This is a genomic window from Streptosporangium sp. NBC_01755 (assembly GCF_035917995.1).
Taxonomy (GTDB): Bacteria; Actinomycetota; Actinomycetes; order Streptosporangiales; family Streptosporangiaceae; genus Streptosporangium.
In genome coordinates this window covers 6,799,152-6,823,134 of the sequence record NZ_CP109131.1, presented here as the reverse complement: position 1 = coordinate 6,823,134, position 23,983 = coordinate 6,799,152, and the positions used below count along the sequence as shown (strand labels likewise).

Below are 23,983 nucleotides of genomic sequence, written 5' to 3'. Positions count from 1 at the left end.
AGACCCCATGCGGCCCGAGATAAATCGGGCTCACAGAAGTTTCTCGCACTCCTGAGCACCGCTGACCAGGATCAACGCTTCTCACGGAAAATCTCGTCCAGGACGGAGGCAAGACGTTGTGCATCGTGTCGCGGCGAGCCGTCCTCATCCGCCACGGAGGCCAGGACCAGCCGCCCGCCGAGGCCGGCCACGGCTTTCTCCAGCTCCTCGGAGTCGTCGGCCACCCCGATGTCCGCGACGACCACGTCGACCTCCAGGGAGGGTGCGTGCTGGCGCAGCACCTCCAGGTGCTTCTGGGGGGAGAAGCCGTCGGTCTCCCCCGGCTGGGGGGCGAGGTTCAGCGCGACCAGGCGCCGCGCGCGGGTGGTGTGCAACGCCTCGGCCAGCTCGGGCACCTTCAGGTGGGGCAGCACGCTGGTGAACCACGAGCCGGGGCCGAACACCACCCAGTCGGCGTCGAGGACCGCCTCGACGGCCTCGGGGCACGCGGGCGGCTCCTCGGGGACCAGCGAGATGGCCCGGACCCTGCCGGGGGTGAGCGCGCAGGCCACCTGGCCGCGCACCGTGCTCACCAGGCCGTCCAGTTCCACCTCGGCGGCGATGTCGAGTGGCACCGAGGACATCGGCAGCACCCGCCCGTGCGCGCCGAGCAGCCGGCCGAGCCAGTCGAGTCCGGCGACCGTGTCTCCCAGGCGCTCCCACAGCGCCACGATCAGCAGGTTGCCGATCGCGTGGCCGTTCAGGTCACCGTCGCTGCGGAAGCGGTGCTGGACGACCTCACTCCAGGTGTGGCCCCACTCGTCGTCACCGCACAGGGCGGCCAGCGCCATCCTCAGGTCTCCCGGGGGCAACACGCCGAACTCACGGCGCAGGAGGCCACTGGAGCCTCCGTCGTCGGCCACGGTGACCACCGCCGTCAGCCGGGAGGTGACCCTCCGCAGCGCCGACAGCGAGGCGTACAGCCCGTGTCCTCCACCCAGCGCGACGACCTTGAGACCTTCATTCACTCCCGGCCCACATCCCGATGGCTTACCTGCACCTCCATGCCACCCCGATCCCGCAGCCGGCCGCCGATCTGCTCGGCCATGGCGACACTGCGGTGCTTGCCCCCGGTGCAGCCGACGGCGAGCGTGGCGTAGCTCTTGCCCTCGCGGGTGTAGCCGGAGGCGATGATGGCGAACACCTCGTCGTAGGCGTCGAGAAGTTCCTTCGCACCCGCTTGGTTGAGAACGTACTCCCGTACGGGGGTGTTCAGACCGTTCATGGGGCGAAGTTCGGGAACCCAGTGGGGATTGGGCAGGAACCGGCAGTCGACGACCATGTCCGCGTCGACGGGCAGGCCGTACTTGTAGCCGAAGGAGACGACGTTGACCCGCAGGCCCGGCCGGTCCTCGCCGCCGAAGAAGGCGACGATCTTCCCCCGGAGCTCGTGGACGTTGAGGTTGGAGGTGTCGATCACCAGGTCGGCGTTGGCCCGGACCTCGCGCAGGATGCCGCGCTCGCGGGCGATCCCGTCGACCAGCCGGCCGTCACTCTGCAGCGGGTGCGGGCGGCGGACGTTCTCGAACCTGCGGACCAGCTCCTCGTCACTGGCCTCCAGGAACACCACGCGCACGCCGACGCCACGCCCCTCCAGCTCCTCGATGGCACTGTTGAGGTCGCTGGTGAAGGCCAGGCTGCGCACGTCGACCACCGCGGCCACCTTGTCGGCGGCCAGTTTGACCCGTCCCGCCTCCTCGGCCATGGCGAACAGCAGCCCCGGTGGCAGGTTGTCGATGACAAACCACCCCAGGTCCTCCAGAGCCTTGGCGGCGGTGCTCCGCCCCGCCCCCGACATTCCGGTGACGAGGACGAACGCAGACTCTCTTTCGCTCATGGGTTCTGCCCCTTCAAGACCGACACGATCGTCTCGGCCGTCGAGGGGCCGATCCCGGGAACCTCGCAGATCTGCACCGCGGTCGCCTCCCGCAGCCGTTTCACCGATCCGAAATGCTTGATCAACGCCTGCCTGCGGGCCGGGCCGAGTCCGGGAACCTCGTCCAGAGCGCTTTCCTTGATGCTCTTCGACCGCTTGGATCGATGGTAGGTGATGGCGAAGCGGTGAGCCTCGTCGCGCACCCGCTGGAGAAGGTAAAGGGCCTCGCTGGAGCGGGCGAGGATCACCGGCAGGTCCTCGCCGGGCAGCCAGACCTCCTCCAGCCGCTTGGCCAGGCCGCACACCGCCACGTCGTCGACGCCCAGCTCGTCGAGGGCCCTGCGGGCCGCCGCGGCCTGCGCGGGGCCGCCGTCGACGACGACCAGGTTGGGCGGATAGGCGAACTTGCGCGGCTTGCCGGTCTCCGGGTCGATGCCCGGCGCCCGCTGCCCCTCCTCCGGCCCCTCCCCTGGTCCCTCGTCCGGTCCTGCCAGGGCGTCGGCGTCGAGATCCCCGGTGACCGAGCGCTCCTCCAGGTAGCGCTTGAAGCGGCGTGAGATCACCTCGTAGATGGAGGCGACGTCGCCCTCGGCGGAGCGCACGGAGAACCTGCGGTACTCGCTCTTGCGGGCCAGGCCGTCCTCGAACACCACCATGGAGGCCACCACGTTGGTGCCCTGCATGTGGGAGACGTCGTAGCACTCGATGCGGAGCGGCACCTGATCCAGGTCGAGGGCGTCGGCGACCTCCTGCAGCGCCCTGCTCCGCGCGGTCAGGTCGCCGGCCCGCCTGAGCTTGTGCTGCTTCAGGGACTCCGCGGCGTTGCGCTCGACGGTCTCCATCAGCGACCTCTTGTCGCCACGCTGCGGAACCCTGATCTCCACCCTGGCCCCGCGGTGCTCGCCGAGCAGCTCGGAAACCGCCTCCGCGTCGGGCGGCAGGACGGGAACCAGCACCTCCCTGGGCAACGCCTCGGCGGCCGCGTCACCGTACATCTGCAGGAGGAACTGCTCGACCAGCTCGCCCGGCGTGGCCTCCTCGACCTTGTCCACCACCCAGCCGCGCTGGCCCTTGATGCGCCCGTCGCGGACGTAGAAGACCTGGACGGCGGCCTCCAGCGGATCCTCCGCCAGGGCGATCACGTCGCAGTCGGTGTTGTCGCCCAGGACCACCGCCTGCTTCTCCATCGCCCGCTGCAGGGCCTGGATGTCGTCGCGCAGCCTGGCCGCCCGCTCGTACTCCTGCTCGACGGCGGCCTCGCGCATCTCCCGCTCCAGCCGCCTGACGAACCGGCCGGTGTTGCCGGCCATGAACTCGCAGAAGTCCTCGGCCAGCTTCCGGTGCTCCTCGGCGGTGACCCGGCCGACGCAGGGGGCGGAGCACTTGTCGATGTAACCCAGCAGGCAGGGGCGCCCGACCTGCGCGGCCCGCCGGAACACCCCCGTCGAGCAACTCCTGATCGGGAACACCCGTAGCAGCAGGTCGACCGTCTCCCTGATCGCCCAGGCGTGGGAGTAGGGGCCGAAGTAGCGGATGCCCTTGCGCCTGGCCCCGCGCAGCACCTGGACCCGGGGGAACTCCTCCCCCATGGTCACCGCGAGGTAGGGGTAGGACTTGTCGTCGCGGTATTTGACGTTGAACCGCGGGTCGTACTCCTTGATCCAGGAGTATTCGAGCTGGAGCGCCTCGACCTCGGTGCCGACGACGGTCCAGTCGACGTCCACGGCGGTCGTGAGCATGGTCTGGGTGCGCGGATGCAGGCTCGCGAAGTCGGCGAAGTAGGAGTTGAGCCGCTGGCGCAGGCTTTTCGCCTTGCCGACGTAGACGACCCGGCCGCCGGCGTCCTTGAACCGGTAGACGCCGGGGGACTCGGGGATCGACCCCGGCTTCGGCCGGAAACTCGCCGGACCACCCACAGATCTCGCCACACGGAAAGCCTATCTGCCCGGACCGACAGGTTTCCTTACAGCTTTTTCCGGCACCGCTCTCCCGGCACGACGCGCATCGCGACTCGCACCGCACGCCACCTGACCGCTCTCCCGGCACCGCTCTCCCGGCACGACGCGCATCGCGACTCGCACCGCACGCCACCTGACCGCTCTCCCGGCACCGCTCTCCCGGCACGACGCGCATCGCGACTCGCACCGCACGCCACCTGGCTCACCCCCGTGGGCGGACCACCCTGCCCGGACACGGCACGCCCTGCCGCGCCTGAGAACCGGTGACGCGCGGCCCCGCCGCCGAGACGATCCGTCCCGGCGGCGGAGCCATGACCGAACTCAGGCGAGGCTGATGGAGTCGCCGTCCACCTTGATCGCCTTCTCCTCCAGCGGCTTCGTGGCCGGGCCGTCCACCACGGAACCATCAGTGATCTTGAACTTGCTGTTGTGGCACGGACAGTCGATGGTGCCGTCCACGACCTTGTCGACGTCACATCCCTGGTGCGTGCAGACGGAGGTGAACGCCTTGAACCGGCCCGCGGCCGGCTGGGTGATCACGACCTTCTGGTCCTTGAAGACCTTGCCGCCCCCCTCGGGGATGTCCGCGGTCTTGGCCAGGGCGTTCGCCCCGGAGTCGCCCGCGACGGCCGCCGGCGCCTGTGAGGGCGCGGTCGAGGAGGTGTCAGCGCCGACCGCCGCGGGTTCTTCCGAACTCCCGCACGCGGTCAGCACCGCGGCCACCCCTGCCCCTCCGGCACCCAAGATCACCGTACGACGTGTCGTCTCAGTCATGTATCTCCTCCAGGATCATCATGTTCAGGTATGACTGCACCCCGATGACGGTTCAGCATGCCGTACAAGGCATCAAGAGACTGTGAAGAATTACACCCCACCGCTCCTCGGCGATCACCTGATTACGGCAGCCAGGAAACCCACATCACACCCTGAATCCGACAATCCATCCCTTTATTAAACACAGCGCCATAAAACTATCCTCAGGTGCCGAGGATCTTGCGCAGGAAGCGGCCGGTGTGGCTCTCGTCGATCAGGGCGACATCCTCGGGCGTGCCGACGGCGAGCACGCTGCCGCCCCTGGAGCCGCCCTCCGGACCCATGTCGATCAGCCAGTCGGCGGTCTTGATCACATCGAGGTTGTGCTCGATGACGATGACCGTGTTGCCGCCGTCGACAAGCTTGCCCAGGACGCCCAGCAGCCTGCGGATGTCCTCGAAGTGCAGGCCGGTGGTGGGCTCGTCGAGCACGTAGATCGTCCGGCCGGTGGAGCGGCGCTGCAGTTCGGAGGCGAGCTTGACGCGCTGGGCCTCACCGCCGGACAGGGTCGTGGCGGGCTGGCCGAGCCTGACGTACCCCAGGCCGACGTCGTGGAGCGTCTGCAGGTAACGCTTGATGGACGGGATGGAGTCGAAGAAGCCCAGGGCCTCCTCGATCGGCATGTCGAGCACCTCGGAGATCGTCTTGCCCTTGTAGTGGACCTCCAGGGTCTCCCGGTTGTAGCGCGCCCCGTGGCAGACCTCGCAGGGCACGTAGACGTCCGGCAGGAAGTTCATCTCGATCTTGAGGGTGCCGTCTCCCGAGCACGCCTCGCACCGGCCGCCCTTGACGTTGAAGCTGAAGCGCCCCTTCTGGTAGCCGCGGACCTTGGCCTCGGTGGTCTGCGCGAACAGGTCGCGGACCTTGTCGAAGACCCCGGTGTAGGTCGCCGGGTTGGAACGGGGCGTGCGGCCGATCGGCGACTGGTCCACGTGCACGACCTTGTCGACCAGGTCCATCCCGTTGACCCGCGCGTGGCGGCCGGGGACGGTGCGCGCGCCGTTCAGCTCCTTGGCCAGCGCGTTGTAGAGGATGTCGTTGACCAGGGTGGACTTGCCGGAACCCGAGACCCCGGTGACCGCGGTCAGCAACCCGAGGGGGAACTCCACGTCGACGCCCTTGAGGTTGTGCTCGCGGGCGCCCTTCACGGTGAGCTGCCGCTTCCTGTCGCGCTTGCGGCGTACGGCGGGAATGGCGATGGTCTTGCGGCCGGACAGGTAAGCGCCGGTCATCGACTCCTCCGAGGCCAGCAGCTCGGCCACGGTGCCGGAGACGACGACCTGGCCGCCGTGCTCGCCCGCCCCCGGGCCGATGTCGACCACCCAGTCGGCGGCGGCGATGGTGTCCTCGTCGTGCTCGACCACGATGAGCGTGTTGCCCATGTCGCGCAGCCTGATCAGGGTCTCCAGCAGCCGCTGGTTGTCGCGCTGGTGCAGGCCGATGGAGGGCTCGTCCAGCACGTACAGCACACCGACCAGGCCGGAGCCGATCTGGGTGGCGAGCCGGATGCGCTGGGCCTCACCACCGGCGAGGGTGCCTGAGGCCCGGTTCATGGTCAGGTAGTCGAGGCCCACGTCGAGCAGGAAACCCATCCGGGCGTTGATCTCCTTGACCACCCGCTCGGCGATGTGCATGTCGCGGTCCGACAACCTCAGCCCCGCCAGGAACGTCGCGCAGTCGCCGATCGACATCGCCGAGACCTCGGCGATCGAGCGGCCGTCGACCGTGACGGCCAGCGAGACCGGCTTGAGCCTGGCCCCCTCGCAGGCCGGGCACGGGATCTCCCGCATGTAGCCTTCGTACTTCTCGCGCATGCCGTCGCTGTCGGACTCGCCGTGGCGGCGCTGCACCCAGGGGATGGCCCCCTCGAAGGTGGTGTAGTAGGAGCGCTCGCGGCCGTAGCGGTTGCTGTAGCGGACGTGGACCTGCTCGTCGTGGCCGTAGAGCAGGGCCTTCTGCGCCTTCTTCGGGAGCCGCTCCCACGGGGTGTCGAGGCTGAATCCCATGTTCAGGCCGAGCGCCTCGACGAGGCGGACGAAGTAGTCACTGGTGTGGCCACCGGCCCACGGGGAGATCGCGCCCTCGCCCAGCGGCTTCTCCGGGTCGGGCACGATCAGGTCGGGGTCGACCTCCATGCGGACGCCCAGGCCTGTGCACTCGGGGCAGGCGCCGAAAGGCGAGTTGAACGAGAACGAGCGGGGCTCCAGCTCCTCGAACGACAGGTCGTCGTAGGGGCAGTAGAGGTGCTCCGAGTAGAAGCGCTCGCGGTTCGGGTCGTTTTCCGGCAGGTCGACGAACTCCAGGGTGATCGTCCCGCCCGACAGCTGCAGGGCGGTCTCCACGGAGCCGGTCAGGCGGCTGCTCGCGCCCTCCTTCACCGCCAGACGGTCGACGATCACCTCGATGTCGTGCTTCTCCTGCTTCTTCAGCGTCGGCGGCTCATCCAGCCGGACCACCGTGCCGTCGACGCGGGCACGGGCGAAGCCCTTGGCCTGCAACTGACTGAAAAGCTCGGCGTACTCGCCCTTGCGTCCGCGGACCACCGGGGCGAGCACCTGGAAGCGGGTGCCCTCTTCGAGCTCCATCACCCGGTCGACGATCTGCTCGGGACTCTGCCTGGCGATCGCCCGCCCGCAGCGGGGGCAGTGCGGCTTGCCGATGCGCGCCCAGAGCAGGCGCAGGTAGTCGTAGACCTCGGTGATCGTGCCGACCGTGGAGCGAGGGTTGCGGCTCGTCGACTTCTGGTCGATCGACACCGCCGGCGAGAGACCCTCGATGAAGTCGACGTCGGGCTTGTCCATCTGCCCGAGGAACTGCCGCGCGTACGCCGACAGCGACTCCACATAGCGGCGCTGGCCTTCGGCGAAGATCGTGTCGAAGGCCAGACTGGACTTACCCGAGCCGGACAGCCCGGTGAAGACGATCAGAGAGTCTCGCGGAAGGTCCAGCGAGACGTCCTTGAGGTTGTGTTCACGTGCACCACGCACGATGAGGCGGTCAGCCACAGTAGTCCCGACGTCGTTGTAGAGGGTTGGAAGCGGTCGCGGGAAGACTAGCGAGAGGGACCGACAATTTTCCGGGCCGGCATCCGGGGCTGAGGGGTTCCCCGCCTCTCCAGACTACGGTCCTCCCTTGGACATGGCAGGTCGTCCTCGGTTTCAACGGCGTGGACACCCCCCTTATGCCCCGCACCACCCGCCGGGCGGCAATGATGAGGGTGGGGACGGGCACCACCCACTCCCCCGCGACACCATCCGAGGAGAATCCGTGACGTACACCGGTGATGTGCGGGTCGGCGGCCCCGCAGACCTGCGTGAGCTGCCCGCCCTGACGATCGCCAAGCTGGCCGTCGGCCCGTTCGACAACAACGCCTACCTGATCCGGTGCACCCGGACCGGCGACGGCGCGCTCATCGACGCGGCCGCCGAGCCCGACCGGCTGCTGGAGCTCATCGGTGACCGGCCGATCAGCAAGATCATCACTACCCACCAGCACGGCGACCACTGGCAGGCCCTGGAGGAGGTCGCCAGGGCGACCGGTGCCTCGGTGATCGCCCACCCGCTCGACGCGCCGGGGCTTCCGGTTCCGGTGGACCTGGAGGTGGGGCACGGCGAGGAGATCACCGTCGGCGAGGTCGGCCTGGAGGTGATCCACCTGCGCGGGCACACCCCGGGTTCGATCGCCCTCTACCACCCCGGCCACCTGTTCACCGGCGACTCGCTCTTCCCCGGCGGTGTCGGCAACACCAACAAGGACCCCGAGCGGTTCGCCCGGCTCTTCGCCGACGTGTCAGAGCGGCTCTTCGACCGGCTGCCGGACGACACCTGGGTCTATCCGGGCCACGGCAAGGACACCACGCTCGGCGCCGAGCGCCCCTGCCTGCCCGAGTGGCGCGAGCGGGGCTGGTGACCGCTCACGGCGGCGGGGGCCTCAGCCGCCCGCGCCGCCGCCGAGCCTGAGGAATCGATCCACCGCCCGCCGGGACCGGCCACGACGGGCGGTTCCGGCGGTCAGCCGACTCCGGCGGACGCCTTGCGCTGCTCCTTGCGCTTCTCCCGCTTGAACATCAGGACACGCAGCGGGATGGCCGCCACGATCGTCATCTGCATGACGGCCCCGACCTTGATCAGCGTGTCGCCACCGGCCAGGCCCGCGACCCAGATGGTCAGGCAGGCGACGTTGATCATCATCCAGGCGAGTACCCCGGCGGCCACGTTGCCCTTGGGCTTGGGGTACTCGATCCGGCTCACCATGAGATATGCCACACCGAAGATGGGCAGGATCGTCCAGGTCGACGGTGGAAACAGCAGTACGACCGAGACCACGGTCATGGCGCCCATCGGGATGGGCAGGCCCATGAAGTCGCCGCTCTTGGTCTTCACGCAGGCGAAACGCGCGAGCCGGATGACCCCGGCCAGCAGCACCGACGCCGCCGCGGCCATCACCAGCACGAACGGGATCTGCTGGTTGAACCCCGCCCAGATGACCACCATGAAGGCGGGGGCGAAGCCGAAGCTGATCACATCGGCGAGATTGTCCAGCTCGGCGCCCATCGCCGAGGCACGGAACTTCCTGGCCACCAGGCCGTCGAACAGGTCACAGGTGGCACCGATCAGCAGGAGCACCACGGCGGTGCCGAAGAACCGGGGGTCGGCCGCGAAGGGCTTGCCCTCCTGCAGCGCGTTGATGGCCGACCAGGAGAGCACGCAGACCGCCAGGAAGCCACAGAGGGCGTTGCCGAGCGAGAGGGAGTCGGCGGCCGACAGGCGGAACGCCTTGCCCACGGGTCCTTGTGGCTCGTCGTCCGTCTCGTCCATCGGCCAGCTCGCGTCAGCCGTGGTCAAGACCGGTCACCCCCGCAACGGTCTTCTGGCCCACGGAGACAGCCGGGGCGATCCCCTCGGGGAGGTAGACGTCGACCCGCGAGCCAAGCCTGATCAGGCCGATCCGCTCGGCCCTGGCGACCTTCGCCCCCTCGGCCAGGTAGGGCACGATACGGCGAGCGACCGCGCCGGCGATCTGGACGAGCTCGATGTCGCCGAGCGCGGTGTCCAGGTGCCAGACGACCCGCTCGTTGGTGTCGCTGTCCTTGTTGAACGCGGGCAGGTACCCCCCGGAAACGTGCTCCACCGAGGTGACCGTGCCGGCCAGTGGCGCCCGGTTGACATGCACGTCGAGTGGGCTCATGAAGATCGCCACCCTGGTCCGGCCGTCCGGCCACGGATCGATGCTCTGCACCACGCCGTCCGCGGGCGACAGGATCCGCCCGGTGCCCGGAGTGCGATCCGGATCGCGGAAGAACCAGAGCATCCCACCGGTGAGCGCGGTCAGCGGAACCGCCGCCAGTGCCCAGCGCCGGTCACGGCGGCTGAGCAAGGAGGTCACGGTGGCGGCGGCCACGGCCGGGAGCAACCACGGGGAGACGCCACGTGCCAGGCCCAGCGGACCTGGCCGGTGGCTTGCTGAATCGTGGGACACAGGAAACCTTTTGTGATGTCTTGCGGCATTAGACCGGTATGTCTACCTGCTCTGAGGCAGGATGCTACCCATCTCTTAGCCCTTATAAGGCGCAATGAGACAAGCAAAGCGCCTCACACGCCAATTCGCTAGCCCTGCTCGACACTCGCCGGAGCGGTGTTTTCCTTGCCCGCACGAGCATCACGCCGGACCTTCGCCAGGCTGATCGCGGTGGTGACGACCATCGTGACGATGATGACCGACAGTGACACCGAGATCGGCACCTCGGGAGCCCAGGAGACGCCGCTGGAGTGCAGCGCCTCGAGGATCAGCTTAACCCCGATGAAACCGAGGATGAACGCAAGACCGAAGCTGAGGTAGACCAGCCGCTGAAGCAGGCCTCCCAGCAGGAAGTAGAGCTGGCGCAGACCCATCAGGGCGAACGCGTTCGCGGTGAAGACGATGAAGGCGTCGGTGGTCAGGCCGAAAATCGCCGGAATCGAGTCGAGCGCGAACAGCAGGTCGGTGGTACCGATGGCGATCATGACGATCAGCAGCGGGGTGACCATACGCCTGCCGTCGACCTTGACGACGATCTTGGAACCCACGTAGTCGTCGGTGTGCGGCAGCACCCGCCGGGCCCAGCGCAGGACCGCGTTCTCCTGAAGGTGCTCCTCCTGGCCGAACTGGCGGACGAGCTGAACCGCCGTATAGATCAGGAACAGGCCGAAGACGTAGAACAGCCAGCTGAAGTTGGCCAGGGCGGCGGCGCCGACGGCGATGAAGATGCTGCGCATGGCCAGCGCCATCAGAATGCCGATCAGCAGAACCTTGTGCTGATAGATCTTCGGCACCGCGAAGCGGGTCATGATGATGTAGAAAACGAAGAGGTTGTCGATGCTCAGGCTGTACTCGGTGATGTATCCGGCGAAGAACTGCCCCGCGGGGGTGGGACCCGCGAAGACCCACAGAACGATACCGAAGATCACCGCAAGCGTGACGTAGAAGCCGACCCAGGACCCGGCCTGCTTGAGGGAGAACTCTCGCGGCTCCCCCCGGTCGACTATCCAAAGGTCGAAGGCGAGAACGACGAGCAGACCGCCAATAACGGCTAGCCATACCCAGACAGGAACAATCACGACTGATAACCCTCCGGCGGTGCGCACGACAGACTGCCGGAGGTCTCTCCCGCCCGCGTGAAGACGTCGACTGAGATATGTCGACTGTGCGGACCGACAGCCCCGGGGGCCTCGTGGAGCGAGACAACACCGTGATGACGAGACTGCCGCGAAGGGATACTCCCCCCCTAAACACGCCAGTATAGGTCTCTGGCATGGTGGCACCTAATCCAACATCACGACCTCTCCGCCTGTTCCACAGGGCTTCCGGCCTCACCTGCCGGCGGGCACCCGCACCCCCTCGGAAACGCGACGCGGACCACGAGCACACCCCTTCATCCCCTCGGTGAAAGCCCGGCGTAGACCACGAGCACACCCCTTCATCCCCTCGGTGAAAGCCCGGCGTAGACCACGAGCACACCCCTTCATCCCCTCGGTGAAAGCCCGGCGTAGACCACGAGCACCGCCTCCAGCGCCTCCGGTTCGCCCGGCATCCCACGGCCTCGCCTGGCGGCGGCACCGGCCAGTTCCGCCGCGAGACCGTCGTCGGCGAGCACCCTCGCGACCGCGTCGCGCATCGCGGCGACGTCCCCGTACGGCACCAGCAGCCCCGCCTCGCCCACCATCGCCGGGATGCCCCCCACCGCGGTGGCGATGACCGCCGTACCCGCCCGCAGGGCCTCCTGCACGGTGAGCGGTTGCCCCTCCCAACGGCTCGGCACCACCAGCGCCCTGGCCACCCCGAGCAGGTCCCCCACATCGGTACGGGCACCGAGCAGCCGCACCGGCAGGTTCTCCCTGTCGATCCGCTCCTGCAACTCCGCCCGCAGCGGCCCCTCCCCCGCCACCAGGAACACCGGTCCCGGCGCGGGCTCCGTGTCCCGGCGAACCTCCGGCAGGGCCTTCGCGACATCGAGCAGGGTCTCCAGCCCCTTCTGCTGGGCGAGCCTGGCGACCGTCAGGAAGATCACCCGCTCTCCCGTGCCGAGCTCCCGCCGCATGTCCCCGGCCCCGCGCCCGGAAGGGGGCAACGCGGGCGCCGGGACGACGGCGGCCTCGACGTGCCGGGCCCCCAGGTGTGCCATCCGTTCCCCCAGGTCGGGGGAGACGACCAGGATCCGGTCGGCGCGGCGGGCCACGATCCGTTCCAGGAGGCCGTAGATCGCGCCGACCACGCCGCCCGCGGTCGCGGCGTTGTGCAGGGTCACCACCAGGCCGGTCCCGGTTCCGGCCAGCGCGATCGCCGCCAGCGCCCCGGCCCTCAGCCCGTGGGCGTGCACGACATGCGCCCCGCGCAGCGTCCTGAGCGCCATGACCGCCCGTAGATCGTCGAGTGGGCGGGGCCGGTCGGAGATCGGCACCGGCGCGAAGCGCGCGCCGAGGGCGGCGAAACCGAAGGCACGCTCCGTGCTCGGAGGGCCCGCCACGACCACCCGGTGGCCACCCCGCACCAGCCCTCCGGCCAGCATGGCGACGTGCCGACCGACCCCGCCCGCACTCGTCCCCAGTACGAACGCCACGCGCGTCCCCTGATCAGCCATCGAAACGGCTCCCCTCCTTCACGGGGCCCGGGCGCAGCCTTGCCAGCAGCGCCCGGGCGTCTCGCCTGTCGACCGTCACCGCCACGGCCGCGAACGCGGCCACCCCGGCCGTCGCGGCGGCCAGCCCGACCGCCACGTAGGCCCACCTGGACACCGCTCCGAAAGCGTTGACCAGGGCCAGGCCCGCCCCCCAGGCCGCGACGCCGCCGACCAGGGCCGCCAGGAAGGTGCGCGGCGTACCCTCCAGCGCCGCCCTCCCCCTGGCGCGCAGCACCGCGAGAACCAGCAGCGACCCGCCGACGGTCATGCCGATCGTGCTGCCCAGTGCCAGCTGCCCGACCACGTCCGCCGGATCCTCGGCGGCATGGGCGAGCACGACCTGGGCCACCAGCGCGACGGCCCATCCGGCCACCGAGGCGGCGGCCGCCGACCGGCCCAGGCCGCAGGAGTACAGGATGCGGGCGAGGTGCAGCATGAGCGCGTACCCGACCACACCGGGCGCGAACAGCGCGACCGCCCTGGCCATCTCGGCCTCGGCGAGCGCTCCACCGGGGGTTCCCTCCAGGAAGACCCGCGACACCGGCACGGCGACCGCCGCCATCACCCCTGCCGCGAGCCCCGTCACCAGCAGCACGGCCCGTGTCGTGGAGGAGGCCAGCGTGTTGAAACCGGACAGATCGCCCTCCTGCGCCCGGACGGAGAGCACCGGGAAAGAGCTGGTGGCGATCGGCATCACCAGCACCGCGTACGGCAGCTGGTACAACGCCCAGGCATAGGTGTAGACGCCCAGCGCCCCCTCGCCGCCCAGGTTGTTGGCCAGGAAGATGACGACGATCAGCGTGACCTGCTGCGCGATCAGCACGGCGATGCCCGCGGTGGCGAGCCGCCGCGCCCGGGCCGCGACCCCCGGAGGGAACGACAGGGTGGGCCGCAACCTGAGCCTGAGCCTGGCCACCGGGCCGACGACGGTGAGCACCATCGCGGCGGCGGCGACGGTCGCGCCGAGAGAGAGCGAGAGCTGCCCGGCGGTGGTCAGGTCCGTCAGCCGGTCGGCGGCCTTCCCGTTGACCGCGCCGAACAGCAGGTTGGAGGCGACGATGAGCAGACTGGAGACCAGCGGAGCCAGAGCCGGACCCATGAACCGCCGGTGTGCCTGAAGCACGCCGTACAGAACCACCGCCAGCCCGAAGAAGATCATGCGAGGGGCGAAGAGGACGAGCATGCCGGTGCCGACCTCGACGACCTCGGCCAGGTCACACGGAGCGGGATCGCCGACCAGCAGCGAGACGATCGGCCCGGCGAACGCCACGATGAGCAGCGCCAGCGGCACCATGACGAGCATCACCCAGGTGAGCAGCGCCGAGGTGATCCGGCCGGCCTCCGCCCTGGCCTCGGGGTCGTCGCCGGCCCTGGAGGCCGCCGAGGCCAGCACCGGCACCACCATCCCGGCCAGCGCGCCGCCCGCCACCAGCTCGAAGACGATGTTGGGCACGTAGTTGGCGGTGTTGTAGGCGGTGCTCAGGCAGAGGTTGCCGACGGTCTGCGACTGGACGAGATAGCGGCCGAACCCGACGAGCCTGGCCAGAACGGTGACGATCCCGATGAGAAGTGCCGCTCCCGCGATCCCCTGGGCGATCCTGCTGCTCATCGGGTGGCGGGTGCCTGCTCCACAGGGCGACGGCCCAGCATGTCGACACGGTGCAGGACGGGGTTGCCCGCGATCACCTTGGTGAAACTGACCTTCTCCGAGGCGGCGGTCAGCGCGACCACCGTGCCGAGCACGGCCAGGCGTCCCGGGCGGCCCAGGGTGACGGCGGCGGCCAGGCCGACAAGCGCGCCCAGCGCGTTGGCCCCCGCGTCGCCGAGCATGGCCCGCTCGCCGAGGTCCTCGGGCAGCAGCGCGGCGGCGGCGCCCATGGGAAGCGCGGCCAGGGTGGCCGGGACCGGGTCCTCCCTGAGCAGAGCCGCGGCGAGCAGGGGTGCGCCGGCGAGCAGGCCCACTTTGACGGCACGCCCGGGACGCAGGTCGAAGAGGTTGGCCAGGTTGGCGCTTCCGGCGATCAGCGCGCCGTTGACGGCGACGTCGAGGGGCGCGCGGGAGGTGACGGCCGCGGCGGCCAGGCCGGTCACGCCGATACCGAGGATCTTCACGGCCCCGCTGGTGATCTCCCCCTTGGCCAGGGCGCTCAGATGCCCCCTGAACCCCTTGGAGGAGGTCGCGCCGTACAGATCGTCGTAGCCGCCGAGGCCGCCGGCCCCCGCGGCGGCCAGCAGCGCCGCCGCCCGGACCCTGCCGGGCAGGCCGGGCATCACGGCCGCCGCGGCACCGGCACCGGCGACGAACGCCGGGCCCTCCAGCAGGGTGATCGGTTCGCCCCGGTGGTTCGTGCGCGCCCAGGTCTCCACGTCGCCGACCGGAGGCCTGCGGGTGAAGGCGGCGTACGCGGCACGCGCGGCGACCGCGCCGAGGAGCGCACCGGTGAGGGCACCGAGAAAAGCGCGACGAGCCATCGGGTCATCCTCCGGAGGTGGCCGTGACGGCCGTGGGGGTGGGCGTCGCGCTGGGTTTGATACCAGAGACGCCGGAGCCTATGCCGTACTGGCCGGCGAGCCCGGCCAGTTGCTCTCGGAGAGCGTAGACCACCACGACCCACCCCGCGGGCATATCCGCGGTGTCGACACTGGAGACCTTCTCCGTGAAGGAGGTGTCCTCACGGAGCGCGGTGATGACCCCGCCGGCCGCGGCGGAGGTCTGTGTACCGGCCAGCACCGTGCCCTGGCCCACCTCGTCGAGGCCCAGCGCCAGTGCCACGAGCGCGCCCGCCCGCCCGGCGGCGGTCTCTCCGGCGTACGCCTCCGCGGGGGCGATCATCAGGGCCAGTTCCGCGCGCTTGGCGGGCTCGTCGGTGACGGTGAGCAGGCCGGCTCGCTGGAAGGCGTCGAGGATGCCCGCGCCGGCCGGATGCTCCTTGCCCACCTGGACGGGGTCGCTGGTCACGATCGCGTCGGCGAGCACCTGGGCCGCCTTGTCGTATGCCGTGTCCTCGACGGGGAAGACGGTCTCGGCGGCCTTGGCCCCGACGGCCAGCTTGTCGACGAAACCCGTCTGGGCGGGGTCGACGTACCTCTCGGTGAGGGTGATCCGGCCGGTCACGATCGCCCCGGCCTCCTCGATCACCTGCTGCGCCGACTCACGCACGCTCACCGTGGCGCCCGGCGCCTCGACGACCACGACACGCTTGCCCGCGAGCTCGTCCTGGACCAGCCGGGGGGTGTCGGCGACCACGAAGGCGTCGTTGCCCGCCTCGCGCCGCTGCAGGGCCTCCACCTGGTCGCGGAGCTCGTTGTTGCCCTCGCGGAGCTGGTTGGCCAGGCCCTCGCTCGCCTTGATGACGGGGTCTTCGAGGAGGGTGGTGCCCAGGACGATGCCCACCGACAGCGCGAGGAAGATCGCGACGATGGAGACGAGGTGATAGCGGAAATCGATCACGAGAAGAGTCCGACCAGCCAGAAGATGAAGCCGCTCCAGACGTCGCGGACGCTGTCCAGCCAGATCTTGCCCACCGGAGAGACGACGATCGCCACCCCCATGGTGATCAGCGTGGTGGCGACGAGCAGGAGCAGGGACGGGGTGGAGATCCGGCTGCGGTAGAGCCGGCTGACGCCCTTTGCGTCGATGAGCTTGCTGCCCACCCGCAGGCGGGTGAGGAAGGTGCTGGCCATGCCGGAGCGGCCCTTGTCGAGGAACTCCACCAGCGTCGCGTGGGTGCCGACGGCGACGATGAGATCGGCGCCCTTGTCGTCGGCGAGCAGCATGGCGATGTCCTCGCTGGTGCCGATCGCCGGGAAGAGCACCGCGCTGCGACCGAGCTGCTGGACCCGTTCCAGACCCGGCGCCCTGCCGTCGCGGTAGGCGTGCACGACCAGCTCGGCACCGGTGGTGAGCGCCTTGGTGGAGACCGAGTCGAAGTCGCCGACGATGATGTCCGGCAGGTAACCGGCCTCCAGCAGCGCGTCGGCGCCGCCGTCCACCCCGATCATGATCGGGCGGTATTCGCGGATGTAGGGACGGAGGGCGGCGATGTCCTCCTTGTAGTGGTAGCCGCGCACCACGATCAGGACGTGCCTGCCCTCCATGACGGTCCGGATGTCCGGAACGCCGATCCCGTCGATGAGGAGGTCGCGCTCGCGGCGGACGTACTCCATGGTGTTGGCCGCGAACGCCTCGATCTGCACGGTCAGCCCGGCCCGCGCCTCGCTCATCGCGGCCTCGACCGACTCGGTGGTCTGCACGTCGCCCTTGCCGACCGTCTCCTCGTCGAGGTAGACGACGCCCTCGTGCAGCCGGACCAGGTCTCCGTCCTTGATCCGCTCGAACAGCTCGGGGGTGACGTTGTCCACGAACGGCACCCCGGCGTCAACGATGATCTGCGGGCCCAGGTTGGGGTAACGGCCGCTGATGCCCGCGGCGACGTTGACAACGCCTGCCGCACCGCACGCGACAAGGGCCTCCGCGCTAACCCGGTCAACGTCAACGTGATCGATAATCGCGATTTCCCCGGCCCTGAGGCGCTTGGTCAGCCTCTTGGTCCGCCGATCGATTCTCGCCACTGCCGTCACCCCGGGAAGGTCCGTGACCTTCCTGCGGCGGAGGTACCCGTTGAGCCTGTCTTGAAGCCCGTCAATCGGCACCTTCATCACGACCATCCTGCCAGAGGGAACGACCAGGAGAGCCAAACAGTCGGCAGCGTGTCAGATACGTCACCCGTGACCCCCGTCACCGGCTCCCCCGGAACATACGGATTACTCCTGCGAACCTCTACTTACTCCCTCAGCCCTCCGTCCGGTTCGTCCGGTCACGCCTTGTCTGCGGCGGCGATCGACAACAGCTCCTCGGCGTGCGCACGCCCCAGTTCGGAGTCCTCCAGCCCGGCGAGCATACGGGAGAGCTCCCGCGCCCTGCCGTCCTTGTCGAGGGCGATCACGCCGCTCCGCACCACGCTCCCGTCATCGGCCTTCTCCACGACGAGATGCTGGTCGGCGAAAGCCGCGACCTGCGGGAGGTGGGTGACGACGATCACCTGGGAGGTCCGGGCCAGCCGGGCCAGCCTGCGGCCGATCTCCACCGCGGCCTTGCCGCCCACGCCCGCGTCGACCTCGTCGAAGACGAACGTCGGAACCGGGTCGGCACCGGCGAACACCACCTCGATGGCGAGCATCACCCGGCTCAGCTCACCGCCGGAAGCGCCCTTGTTCAGCGGCAGGGGAGGCGAGGCGGGGTGCGGCGACAGCCGCAACTCGACCTCGTCGACACCGTGCGGGCCGAACTCCGAGGCGGCGGCGATGCCGACCACCACTCTGGCGTGCGGCATGGCCAGCGCGGTGAGCTCCTCGGTCACGGCCTGCCCGAAGCGCTCCGCGGCCACCGACCTGACCCGGGTCAGGTCGGCGGCCAGCTCACTGAGGCGCCCGGTGAGCTCCTCGTGCTCGCGGGTGAGCTCGCCGATGCGGTCGTCGTCACCGTCGAGCTCCGCGATGCGAGCGGCGGCCCGAGCCGCCCAGGCGAGCACCTCGGCGGTGTCATGGCCGTACCTGCGGATGACGTGGATGAGCACGGCCCGCCGCTCCTGCACCGCCGCGAGCCGGCCAGGATCCGCGTCGATCGACTCGGCGTACGCGGCCAGCTCGGTGGCGACGTCGGAGATCAGGTAACCCGCCTCCGCGAGCCTTTCGGCGATCCCGGCGAGCGCCGGATCGAAGTCGCGCACCGCCTCGACCTCCGCGCGGGCCTCGCCGACCAGCGCGATGGCGTCCGGCATGGCCTGCTCACCGGACATCGGGTCACCGAGCAGCGCCCGGTGCGCGGTCTCGGCGGCGCTCCGGAGGGAGTCGGCGTGGGAGAGCCGTTCCTCCTCCTCGCGCAGCTCGGTCTCCTCACCGGCCTTGGGATCGGCCCTCTCGATCTCACCGAGCCCGAACCTGAGCTGGTCGGCCTCCTGGACGCGCTCCCTGGCCCTGGTGGTCAGCTCGGCCAGCTGTTCCGCGATCTTCCTGTGCCGTTTGTACGCCTGCTCGTAGGCGCGCAACGGCTTGACCAGCTCCTCGCCCGCGTAACGGTCGAGGGCGGCACGCTGGCGGCCGGGCTGCAGCAACCGCTGCTGGTCCATCTGGCCGTGCACGGCCACCAGGTCCTCGGCCAGATAGGTGAGCGTGCCGACGGGGACGGTGCGCCCGCCCAGCCAGGCACGGCTGCGTCCCTCGACGGAGACGGTCCGCGAGATGATCAGCTCGCCGTCCTCGACCTCGCCGCCCACGTCCTGCACCTGCTGTGCGACCCGTCCCACCGGGTCGACGATCAATGTGCCCTCGATGGTGGCCCGCTCAGAGCCGGGACGGACCCGGGCGGGGTCGGCCCGCCCTCCGAACAGCAGCCCCAGACCGGTCACCACCATGGTCTTGCCCGCGCCCGTCTCGCCCGTGACCACGGTGAATCCCGGCGATAGCACCAGGACGGCCTCGTCGATCACGCCGAGCCCCTGGATGCGGACCTCCTCGACCCTAGGTCGCACTGGTCCCTCCCGTCACATCGAATTCACCGAACATCAGTGCGGTGCGCGGGCACGATCCTACGCGCTTGAGACGTCACCCGCCCGGCCGTACTAGGGCCTCACACGGCCGCGCCATCCCTGTACAGGGAGATCGAACTTGGCCACCAATCTGTCGGTGAACGGTGCCCCCGTGTCCTCAAGACCGTGCAGCCGCGCCAGTCGTACCGGTAGCTCGGCCCGCCGCAGCTCCACCCTCGCCCCGGCGGGCAGGTCGAACCTACGGCGCCCGTCGCACCACAGTACGGCCCCCGCCGTCCCCGTCTGGACCTCCAGCGCGAGCCTGGAGCGGGGCGAGACCACCAGAGGCCGGGAGAACAGCGCGTGGGCGCTGATCGGCACCAGCAGCAGCGCCTCCACCTCGGGCCAGACGACCGGCCCTCCCGCGGAGAAGGCGTACGCGGTGGAACCGGTCGGCGTGGCGCAGATCACCCCGTCACACCCCCAGCGCGACAGCGGGCGCCCGTCGATCTCGGCGACCACCTCGAGCATCCTCTCGCTCTTCTCGACGGTGGCCTCGTTCAGTGCCCAGCTGTCGGCCAGCAACTTGCCGTTGAGGCGGGCGGTCACCTCGATGGTCATCCGCTCCTCGACGTCGTAGCGGCCTTCCACCACGCTGTCGACCGCGACCGCCAGGTTCTCCACCTCGGCCTCCGCCAGGAAACCCACGTGTCCGAGGTTCACGCCCAGCAGCGGCACGCCGGCCGGGCGGGCGAACTCGGCCGCCCGCAGGAGGCTCCCGTCACCGCCGAGCACGATCATCATCTCGGCGTCGTCGACCGCCGTCGAACCGGCGGGCACCACGTCGGTCCCGGCACAGGCGATCTCGTCGGCCTCCGCGCTGAGGACGCGCACGGTCAAGCCGGCGTCCAGGAACCGCTGGATCACCATCCGGGCGCTGTCGACGGCCGCCGGCCGCCCGGTGTGCGCTGTGACCAGCACGACGCGCTTGGCAGTCATCTCATCTCCTCGAGCGTGGAGACCCCGAGCTCTGGCTCCGGGGAGGAAGTCAACTCAGCTCTTCCAGTGTGGGTGCCCCGAGTTTCGGCTCCGGGCAGGATGTCAGGTCTCACTCTCCCGGATCATCGGCTACCGAGGGCCCTCCGCCACCGCTCGCTCGATCTCGGCACCGAGATCGGCGACCGGCGGAGCCCCCTCACCCTTGCCCAGCCAGATGACGTACTCGACGTTGCCCGACGGGCCGGGCAGCGGGCTCGCGGTGACCCCTCGCACGGTCAGACCGAGCGCTCGCGCGGCTTCGGCCACGTCCTGAACGGCCTCCGCGCGGAGCGCGGGATCGCGGACGACGCCACCCGCGCCGACCCGCTCCCTGCCGACCTCGAACTGGGGCTTGACCAGCATCGCGAAGTCGGCCCGCTCGGCGGCGCACCGTACCAGGGCGGGCAGCACGAGGCGCAGCGAGATGAAGGAGAGGTCTCCGACGACCAGGGTGGGCGCGTCGCCGACCATGTCCGGCGTCAGCTCCCTGACGTTGACCCGCTCCATGACCGTGACCCTGTCGTCGGTCCGCAGTGACCACGCGAGCTGGCCGTAGCCGACATCGACGGCCAGCACATGGGCCGCACCGCCACGCAGCAGCACGTCGGTGAAACCTCCGGTGGAGGCGCCCGCGTCCAGGCAGCGGCGCCCGGCGACCGTGAGGCCGAGGGGGCCGAAGGCCTCCAGCGCGCCGAGAAGCTTGTGCGCCCCCCGCGAGACGTAGTCGGGGCCCTCGGCCGCCTCCACGACCACGATCGCCGAGGCGGTGTCGACCTGGGTCGCGGGCTTGGCCGCCACCTGGCCGCCGACGCTGACCCTGCCGGCCTCGATGAGCTGGGCCGCCTGTTCCCTGGACCGCGCCAGCCTCCTGCGAACGAGCTCGCTGTCGAGGCGTGCCCGCCGGCTCACGGGCGCCGGCCCGGGGCGTCGTCCACCGAGGCGAGCGCCTGCTCCAGCCCGGTGAACACCTCCTCGAAGACGTCCGCGTGCGCGGAGACGGGCAGGGCACCGAGCCGGGCGAGCCCGCCCAGCGCGGCATCCGCCCGCTCGTCGCCCGTCTCCTCCAGCAGGTCCGTCATGCGCCCCCTCCGGAACCTCTCCTGGCCGCCTCGGCCGCCGTGGCCGTCTCGGCACCCCTTGCCGCCGCACGGCCGCGACACTCACCGGCCCCGTGCCCGTGAACTCCCCGACCGTATCGGAACCCACGTCCCCCGTCGCCCCGGCGGGCCTTCCCGCCTCCGTCGCCCTTCCCGCGCCGCGCTCCGAGCTCGGCCGCCCCTTGGCACCCTCTCCGGCCCGGCGCGGGTCAGGGGAGAGCGGATTCTTCAAAGGTGGGTAAAGCGCGAACTATCGCAGGGGGCTCGCACGTTGTCATCTCGTTACGCTCGGAGGCCGCCCACAGGCACCCCGTGGTGTTTCGAACGCCATGGCGTACGCCTCTTTCTCCGGCGCACCCCCGCGCCGGATTGCATGCCGTACCCATGTGGAACGCTACCGTCCGTACCTGAAAGGGATTCAGGCCGGTCCGGAAGAGAAGGGAGCGCCACGCGATGGCGACCGTCGACGAGTGCCGGGCGGCACTGCGCAAACTCGGCGAGCAGTTCGACGAGGTTGACCAGGTAAGCCGTGCCAAGCACGTGGTCGAGCGCAGTATCAGCTGCCACATCAAGGATCTCGGCGTGACCTTTTACGGCCGCATCCACCATGGCGGCCTCGGCCCCTTCGAGGATCTGCCCTCCGACGACGACAGGGATGCCGAGGTGAAACTGACCATCGGCAGCGATGACCTCGTCGCCCTGGTCAACGGGGAACTCGACATGGGACGGGCCGTGTTCGGCGGCCGGGTCAGGGTCGACGCCAGCTTCGGCGACCTTCTCCGCCTGCGCAAGCTGCTCTGAAGATCCCCCCGAAGACGGGATCGACATGAGGGAGAGGCCGCCTGGACGAAAACGACCCTGTCATCTGAAGATCCCGCCCGAAGGCGGGATCGACGTGAGGGAGAGGCCGCCTGGACGAAGACGGCCCTGTCAGCCGGCGGGCGAGAGCGCGGAGTCGAGTGCCGTCTTCACCGCGTCCTCATCCGCCCGGCCCTCCCCCGCGGCCTCCCAGGTCGCGGCCGAGGCGACGCGGAGCCCGTCGAGTGGCTCACCTCCACCCTCAAGTGTGAGAGCGCCCTCCTCCCAGCGGGCCGTCCACCCCCCGCAGGCCCACCCGTCCCCGGCCCGCCGCACCTCGGGATAGGGCCGGTGCAGTGCGGACAGATCGCCGGCGACATAGGTTGGCCGGTGCCGGGGAGCGGCGGTCAGCACGTCGAGTGCGCTCGCCACCCCTGTCAGGACCAGCAGGCTGTCGACTCCCGCGTTGGTCGCCCCTTCGATGTCGGTGTCGAGCCGGTCGCCGACCACCAGGGGCCGCCGCGATCCGGTGCGGAGCATCGACTCCCGATGCAGGGGCGGCTCGGGCTTTCCCGCGACGATCGGCTCCACCCCGGTCGCCGTGGCGATGACCCTGACCATCGCGCCGTTGCCGGGAAGCTCGCCCCTGCCGGTCGGCATGGTCGAGTCGGCGTTCGCGGCCACGAAGAGTGCCCCCTCTCTCACGGCGAGTGCCCCCTCGGCCAGCAGGCCGTAGGAGAGGTCGGGGGCTATGCCCTGGACGACCGCGACCGGTGCGTCCAGAGCGGTACTGACCGGACGCAGACCATGGGCGCGCAACGCGGTGCGCAGCCCCATCCCGCCGACCACCAGCACCGCGGCACCCGGTTCGACCCGCTCGGCCACGAGCCGTGCGGCGGCCTGGGCGGAGGTGACGACGTCGTCGGGGGTCGCCGGAGCGCCCAGCGCGCTCAGATGCTGGGCGATGGCGCCGGGGGTACGTGAGGCGTTGTTGGTGACATAGGCGAGGCGCACGCCACGCTCCGCCGCCCGGCGTAGTGCCTCGGGCGCCCCGGGTACGGCATTGCGCCCGAGATACACCACCCCATCGAGATCAAGGAGGAGGGTGTCATACAGGTCGATCAGCGCGTTTGTGTCCACTCCCCCATTTCATCACCCACATTTCATTACTCGCACAGATCACATATAGATCAGGCCGGCAGATCCGCACGGATCACGTTCGGCGTGCGCGTAACGTGGCGCGCACGCTTTTCAGAGCGGAGACGTAGTGCCGCTGGTCGGGCCGCATCGCGACGGCGATGGCCAGTGGCTCCTGGGCTCCCTCCATGTCCCCTGTCCGCCACAGGGCGAGCCCGAGCCCGAAATACGCGTAGTCCTCGGCCGGATTCGCGTCGATGATCCAGCGAAAGCTGTCGACCGCGTCAGAGTACTGCCGGGAGTTGAACTGCGCCCGGGCGAGAGCCTCACGGATGCTCCGCGACTCCGGCTCAGCGTCGGCCGCCCGCTCCAGCAGCGCGGAGGCCGCCGCCGGGCTCCCCTCGGCCAGCAATCTCATCCCTCGTTGAAACCATTCGTAGACGTCCCCGACCGGAGCGCCCGTCTCGGGGTTGGGGGAATCAGACGGACCGCCACGTCCTTGGACCATCGTGTGAGGCCTCCTTCATCGACAGACGACAGATCTG

The 23,983-nt window shown here is 69.9% G+C and carries 21 protein-coding genes; 2 read left to right on the top strand and 19 right to left on the bottom strand.

Translation table 11 applies throughout. The annotated features are described in order from the left end of the window. Positions 1-71 precede the first annotated feature (71 nt). The 5 genes from OG884_RS31510 to uvrA form a co-directional block, all read right to left on the bottom strand. Positions 72-1,007: a gluconeogenesis factor YvcK family protein gene (locus OG884_RS31510; RefSeq protein WP_326638922.1), complete on the bottom strand. Its 936-nt coding sequence runs from the start codon at positions 1,005-1,007 to the stop codon at positions 72-74. Then, a complete protein-coding gene (gene rapZ, locus OG884_RS31505) occupies positions 1,004-1,876 on the bottom strand; it encodes an RNase adapter RapZ (RefSeq protein WP_326638920.1) in 873 nt (290 codons plus the stop codon). Before rapZ ends, OG884_RS31510 begins: the two co-directional genes overlap by 4 nt. Next, positions 1,873-3,831: an excinuclease ABC subunit UvrC gene (uvrC, locus tag OG884_RS31500; protein WP_326647052.1), complete on the bottom strand. Its 1,959-nt coding sequence runs from the start codon at positions 3,829-3,831 to the stop codon at positions 1,873-1,875. The genes rapZ and uvrC overlap by 4 nt, the downstream gene beginning before the upstream one ends. A gap of 363 nt (positions 3,832-4,194) precedes the next feature. After that, complete coding sequence (locus OG884_RS31495; protein WP_326638918.1) at positions 4,195-4,647, bottom strand: Rieske (2Fe-2S) protein; 453 nt, start codon at positions 4,645-4,647, stop codon at positions 4,195-4,197. A gap of 203 nt (positions 4,648-4,850) precedes the next feature. Then, positions 4,851-7,691, bottom strand: coding sequence for an excinuclease ABC subunit UvrA (gene uvrA / locus OG884_RS31490; RefSeq protein ID WP_326638916.1), 2,841 nt, complete (start codon positions 7,689-7,691; stop codon positions 4,851-4,853). 262 nt (positions 7,692-7,953) lie between these two features. On the opposite strand from uvrA, the gene OG884_RS31485 reads away from it, so the two are divergent. Then, complete coding sequence (locus tag OG884_RS31485) at positions 7,954-8,595, top strand: MBL fold metallo-hydrolase (RefSeq protein WP_326638915.1); 642 nt, start codon at positions 7,954-7,956, stop codon at positions 8,593-8,595. Positions 8,596-8,696: 101 nt separating this feature from the next. Here OG884_RS31485 and pssA read toward each other — a convergent pair whose 3' ends face one another. The 12 genes from pssA to OG884_RS31425 all read right to left on the bottom strand — a co-directional run bounded on the left by pssA (position 8,697) and on the right by OG884_RS31425 (position 21,485). Further along, positions 8,697-9,530 carry a CDP-diacylglycerol--serine O-phosphatidyltransferase gene (gene pssA, locus OG884_RS31480; protein ID WP_326638912.1) on the bottom strand — a complete coding sequence of 278 codons (834 nt, stop codon included), beginning with the start codon at positions 9,528-9,530 and terminating at the stop codon, positions 8,697-8,699. Further along, positions 9,517-10,164 (bottom strand): phosphatidylserine decarboxylase, encoded by a 648-nt coding sequence (locus tag OG884_RS31475; protein ID WP_326638910.1) that lies wholly within the window; start codon positions 10,162-10,164, stop codon positions 9,517-9,519. Before OG884_RS31475 ends, pssA begins: the two co-directional genes overlap by 14 nt. A 128-nt stretch (positions 10,165-10,292) precedes the next feature. After that, positions 10,293-11,282 (bottom strand): TerC family protein, encoded by a 990-nt coding sequence (locus OG884_RS31470; RefSeq protein ID WP_326638909.1) that lies wholly within the window; start codon positions 11,280-11,282, stop codon positions 10,293-10,295. A 404-nt stretch (positions 11,283-11,686) separates the two neighbouring features. Then, positions 11,687-12,802: a glycosyltransferase family 4 protein gene (locus OG884_RS31465; RefSeq protein WP_326638907.1), complete on the bottom strand. Its 1,116-nt coding sequence runs from the start codon at positions 12,800-12,802 to the stop codon at positions 11,687-11,689. Then, positions 12,795-14,450, bottom strand: a complete 1,656-nt coding sequence (gene murJ / locus OG884_RS31460; RefSeq protein WP_326638905.1) for a murein biosynthesis integral membrane protein MurJ — start codon at positions 14,448-14,450, stop codon at positions 12,795-12,797. The genes OG884_RS31465 and murJ overlap by 8 nt, the downstream gene beginning before the upstream one ends. Then, positions 14,447-15,313, bottom strand: coding sequence for a hypothetical protein (locus tag OG884_RS31455; protein WP_326638903.1), 867 nt, complete (start codon positions 15,311-15,313; stop codon positions 14,447-14,449). The genes murJ and OG884_RS31455 overlap by 4 nt, the downstream gene beginning before the upstream one ends. A gap of 4 nt (positions 15,314-15,317) precedes the next feature. Continuing rightward, the gene (locus OG884_RS31450; protein ID WP_326638901.1) at positions 15,318-16,292 is read right to left on the bottom strand and encodes a copper transporter; all 975 of its coding nucleotides are present in this window, start codon (positions 16,290-16,292) and stop codon (positions 15,318-15,320) included. After that, positions 16,289-17,500, bottom strand: a complete 1,212-nt coding sequence (steA, locus tag OG884_RS31445; RefSeq protein ID WP_326638900.1) for a putative cytokinetic ring protein SteA — start codon at positions 17,498-17,500, stop codon at positions 16,289-16,291. Before steA ends, OG884_RS31450 begins: the two co-directional genes overlap by 4 nt. A gap of 158 nt (positions 17,501-17,658) precedes the next feature. After that, the gene (recN, locus tag OG884_RS31440; RefSeq protein ID WP_326638899.1) at positions 17,659-19,371 is read right to left on the bottom strand and encodes a DNA repair protein RecN; all 1,713 of its coding nucleotides are present in this window, start codon (positions 19,369-19,371) and stop codon (positions 17,659-17,661) included. A 90-nt stretch (positions 19,372-19,461) separates the two neighbouring features. Then, positions 19,462-20,367: an NAD kinase gene (locus tag OG884_RS31435; protein ID WP_326638897.1), complete on the bottom strand. Its 906-nt coding sequence runs from the start codon at positions 20,365-20,367 to the stop codon at positions 19,462-19,464. Between the two features lie 129 nt (positions 20,368-20,496). Continuing rightward, complete coding sequence (locus tag OG884_RS31430) at positions 20,497-21,315, bottom strand: TlyA family RNA methyltransferase (protein ID WP_326638895.1); 819 nt, start codon at positions 21,313-21,315, stop codon at positions 20,497-20,499. Beyond that, positions 21,312-21,485 carry a hypothetical protein gene (locus tag OG884_RS31425; protein ID WP_326638893.1) on the bottom strand — a complete coding sequence of 58 codons (174 nt, stop codon included), beginning with the start codon at positions 21,483-21,485 and terminating at the stop codon, positions 21,312-21,314. The genes OG884_RS31430 and OG884_RS31425 overlap by 4 nt, the downstream gene beginning before the upstream one ends. 471 nt (positions 21,486-21,956) lie before the next feature. Between OG884_RS31425 and OG884_RS31420 the strand changes: the two genes are divergently transcribed. After that, positions 21,957-22,304, top strand: coding sequence for an SCP2 sterol-binding domain-containing protein (locus OG884_RS31420; protein WP_326638891.1), 348 nt, complete (start codon positions 21,957-21,959; stop codon positions 22,302-22,304). A gap of 129 nt (positions 22,305-22,433) precedes the next feature. On the opposite strand, the gene OG884_RS31415 is transcribed toward OG884_RS31420, so the two are convergent. Continuing rightward, a complete protein-coding gene (locus OG884_RS31415; protein ID WP_326638889.1) occupies positions 22,434-23,441 on the bottom strand; it encodes an HAD-IIA family hydrolase in 1,008 nt (335 codons plus the stop codon). Positions 23,442-23,514: 73 nt separating this feature from the next. Then, positions 23,515-23,946, bottom strand: a complete 432-nt coding sequence (locus OG884_RS31410; RefSeq protein WP_326638887.1) for a tetratricopeptide repeat protein — start codon at positions 23,944-23,946, stop codon at positions 23,515-23,517. Positions 23,947-23,983: the final 37 nt, after the last annotated feature.